Genomic DNA, 3893 nt, shown 5'->3' with positions numbered 1-3893 from the left:
CCGCGCGCAAGCTTGGCCGTTCCAAGGCGCTGCTGTCGAAATATGTGCGCGAGCTTGAGGACGAACTCGGCGTGCGCCTGCTCAACCGCACCACCCGGCAGCTGTCGCTGACCGAGGCGGGGCAGGTCTATCTGCGCGAGGCGGCCGAGATCCTGCAGCGCATCGAGGATCTGGAATCCGCCATCCACGACACCCACCGCGAGCCGCGCGGGCTTCTGCGCATTGCCGGCCCGCGCACGCTGGGCGACATGGAACTCGGGCAGGCGGTGATGGAGTTTCTGCGGCAGGAACCGCTGATCTCCATCGAGATGAACCTTGAGGACCGTTTCGTCGATCTGGTCGAGGAGGGCATCGATGTTGCGGTGCGCATCACCGAACTGGCCGATTCGAGCCTGATCGCCCGCAAGCTGGCGCCGTTTCCCATCGTGGTCGCGGTGCGGCCGGATCTGCTGGAAACGCTGGGCCGGCCGCAGGTGCCGGCCGATCTCGGCGGCAGGCCCTGCATCGTCGATTCCAACGCCCGCACCCGCGGCCACTGGGTGTTCAGCATCGACGGCGAGCGTCGCTCGGTGGCCGTCAAGGGCCGCATCGAGGTCAACAGCCCGCAGGCCTGCCGGCTGGCGGCGCTGGCCGGCCACGGCTTCGCCTTCATCCCGCTGGTGACGGTGCGCGAGGATATCGCCGCCGGCCGGCTCGCGACCGTGCTCGACGAGTATCTGCTCAACGCTTCGGCGATCTATGCGGTCTATCCGCATCGCCGCCACCTGTCCGGCAAGGTGCGGGCGTTCGTCGATTTTCTCGCCGGCTGGTTCGAGACGCGCGCGGCCGACGGCCACTGTCCCTCCGGTCCGGTGCCTGCTTCTCCGGCCCCGGTGGCGGGCGGGGGCGGGGCGGGCGCCGTCACGCCGCTCTGAGGTGCGGCGGCAGGCCGCTCTGCCGGTGCCCGGCCATGGTTCTGCCACCGTGAGACGGATCATGGGGCGGCGATGCGTGCGGCGGTGTCGCCGCATCGCCGTCCTGTCGCTTGCCGGAAGGGTTTCTGCGCCTGTGTTCAGCCAACTGACCCAGCGTTCTGCCGGTCCCGCCGCGCGCATGCGCGGCCCGGCCGCGCCTGTCGGGCTTTTTACCGCCCTTCTTGCCACCCTTCTTGCGGCCCTTTTTGCCGCCACCCCGGCCGTGGCCCATCCGCATGTCTTCGTGGAGGCCCGCGAGGATCTGGTGTTCGATGCGGAAGGCCGCATCACGGCGGTGCGGGCGGTGTGGCGCTTCGACGACGGCTTCTCGGCCTTCGCCACGCAGGGGCTCGATGCCAACGGCGACGGCGAGCTTTCCCAGCAGGAACTGGCGCCGCTGGCCAAGGTCAATGTCGAATCGCTCAGCGAATACCGCTACTTCACCTTCATGGATGCCGGCCGCGAGCGTGTGCGCTTCGCCGAGCCGACGCAATACTGGCTCAATGCCGACGACGGCCGGCTGACGCTGTTCTTTACCCTGCCGCTGAAGACGCCGCTCGACCCGGCCGGGCGCACGGTGAAGCTGGACGTGTTCGACCCCAATTATTTCGTCGCCTTCACGCTCACCAAGAGCGATCCGTTCGCTCTGGTGCCGGCCCGCGCCGGCCCCGATACCCCGGCCGGCGTGGTGCCGCAGGGATGCAGCTTTTCGGTAACGCGGCCGGCGGAACTCGATCCGATGACGGCCACGACGCTGGCGCTCATTCCCCCGGAGGAACGCGACCTGCCGGCCGATCTGCGCGCCCGCACGGAACAGCTCGCCAACACCATGACGGTGACCTGCCCGAAGAAATCGGCCGTCGCCGCGCCGGCGCCGGACAAGCCGGCCGGAGCGGTGCGCACGGTCGGCGCCAGCCCGTTCGGCGTGGGGCTGACGGAGAGCGGCGGCCCGCCGGTTGGCTTTCTGGCAGTGGTGGCAAGCTGGCAGCGCGCCTTCTATGGCCACCTGACCGCGGCGCTGCGGGCCATGAAGACCGATCCGCGGGCCGGCTTTCTGCTGATGGCGGTGTCGTTCGCCTATGGCGTGTTTCATGCCGCCGGGCCCGGCCACGGCAAGGCGGTGATCTCGGCCTATCTCGTTTCCGGCCGGGCGACGGCGCGCCGGGCCATGGTGCTGTCCTTTCTGTCGGCGTTGCTGCAGGCGGTGGTGGCCATTGCCATCGTCACCGTCGGCGCGCTGGTGTTCCGCGCTACGGCCTTCACCATGACGACGGCGGCGGAGTGGGTGGAAATCGCCTCCTACGGGGCGATCCTGCTGCTCGGGCTGTGGCTGGTGTGGCGCAAGGTGGTGCGGCCGCTCGGCGTCTGGCTGGCAGGCCGTGTGCGCCCGGCCCCGGCGGCGGGGCTGCTGGCTGCCACCCCGGCCGGGGCGGCCCCGGCGGCGCTGTCTGCGTTGTTCGGCGGGGCCGCGGGCGGCGAGGCGGCCCGGGCAGGGGGCGGCAGCGGCCCGGCACTCACCGCGCCGGCACTCACCGCGCCGGCTCTTGCAACCCCTGGCCTGACAGACCCGGCCCTGTCTGCCCCGGCGGCGGCCGGCGGCGGCCGGCTCCGGCTGAAAAGCCACGGGGCGGCGCTCAGCCCGGATCTGCTGGCCCTGCACGGGGCCGACTGCGATTGCGGCGGCCATGCCGTGTCGCCGGCCGCGGTTGCCGCCGGCTGGCGCGGCGCGGCCGGTGCGGTGCTGGCCTCGGGCCTGCGCCCGTGCACCGGCGCGCTGATCGTGCTGGTGTTTGCGCTGTCGCAGGGGCTCTATGCGGCGGGCGTGGCGGCAACCCTTGCCATGGCGCTCGGCACGGGGGTGACGGTGACGGCGCTGGCGCTGATCGCCGTCGGCGCCAAGGGGCTGGCGATGCGCCTTGCCCGGCGCGAGGCCCGGCTGGCCTTCTGGCTGCATCGCGGTGTCGAGGCGCTGGGCGCGGCGGTGGTGCTGGTGTTCGGCTTTACGCTGTTCGCGGCCTCGCTGCTGCCGCATCTCGGGCGGTAGCGCCCGGCTCCCGGGGAAGATCCTGATCCCGGGGAAGAATCTGGCCGGGCCGCCCGGCGGGGAATGTAACAATGATTGCCGGGCCGGGCGGCCGGCTGCAGGGGAACCGACGGGTGATGATGAACGACGGCAGCGGCGCCGGGGCGAGCGGCGATGCGGTGCGCGATGCGGCGGGCGGCGATCTGTGGGTGTTCGGCTATGGCTCGCTGATGTGGCGGCCGGGCTTCGCCTATGCCGAGGCCGCGGTCGCCCGGCTTGGCGGTTTCCACCGCTCGCTGTGCATTCTGTCCCACGTCCACCGCGGCACGCCGGAATGTCCCGGTCTCGTGCTCGGGCTCGACCGCGGCGGCTCGTGCGTGGGCCGGGCGTTCCGCGTGCCGGCGGCGGAACGGCCGCAGACCGTGGATTATCTGCGCGCGCGCGAACAGGCCACCATGGTCTATCGCGAGCGCCTGCTGCGCCTGCGCCTCGGCGCCGGTGCCACGGTGCAGGCCCTCGTCTATGTGGCCGACCGCGCCCACGGCCAGTATGCCGGCGTTCTCTCTGCCGACGAGCAGTTGCGGCTGATCCGGCAGGGGCGGGGCATTTCCGGCCCGAACGGCGACTATGTGCTTTCTACGGTCGCGGCGCTGGAAGACCTCGGCATCCGCGACCGCCGGCTGCACTGGCTCGCCGGCCGGCTGGCGGAAACAGACGCCGCGGCAGCCTGAGCCGCCGGCGGTGCTGTGGATCACCCGGCCGGACGGCTTGCGCCGGCGGCCCGGCTGGGCCAAACTCCGCGCGCCCGAAACGGCCCGTCCGTTGCGGCGCGCGCATGTCCCGGTAGCTCAGCAGGATAGAGCAACGGTTTCCTAAACCGTAGGTCAGGGGTTCGAATCCCTTCCGGGACACCAGCG

3 protein-coding genes and 1 tRNA gene are annotated in these 3893 nt (G+C 71.7%); all 4 read left to right on the top strand.

Annotation, left to right across the window (positions count from 1 at the left end):
- A partial coding sequence (locus tag V7067_RS16205; protein ID WP_334176933.1) for a LysR family transcriptional regulator occupies positions 1-914 on the top strand: 914 nt, incomplete at its 5' end.
- A gap of 133 nt (positions 915-1047) precedes the next feature.
- Positions 1048-2997, top strand: coding sequence for a DUF1007 family protein (locus tag V7067_RS16200; RefSeq protein ID WP_334176932.1), 1950 nt, complete (start codon positions 1048-1050; stop codon positions 2995-2997).
- Positions 2998-3116: 119 nt separating this feature from the next.
- Entirely contained in the window at positions 3117-3707 is a 591-nt protein-coding gene (locus V7067_RS16195; RefSeq protein WP_334176934.1) for a gamma-glutamylcyclotransferase, read from the top strand.
- 106 nt (positions 3708-3813) lie between these two features.
- Positions 3814-3890, top strand: a tRNA-Arg gene (locus tag V7067_RS16190).
- Positions 3891-3893: the final 3 nt, after the last annotated feature.

The sequence above is a fragment of the Pseudoxanthobacter sp. genome, assembly GCF_036822375.1.
Taxonomy (GTDB): domain Bacteria; phylum Pseudomonadota; class Alphaproteobacteria; order Rhizobiales; family Segnochrobactraceae; genus Pseudoxanthobacter.
This window is presented reverse-complemented; position numbering and strand designations above follow the sequence as displayed.

What these genes read in the sequence shown, in the direction of transcription:
- V7067_RS16195 (WP_334176934.1), top strand. Translation starts at nt 3,117, where the DNA reads ATGAACGACGGCAGCGGCGCCGGGGCGAGCGGCGATGCGGTGCGCGAT.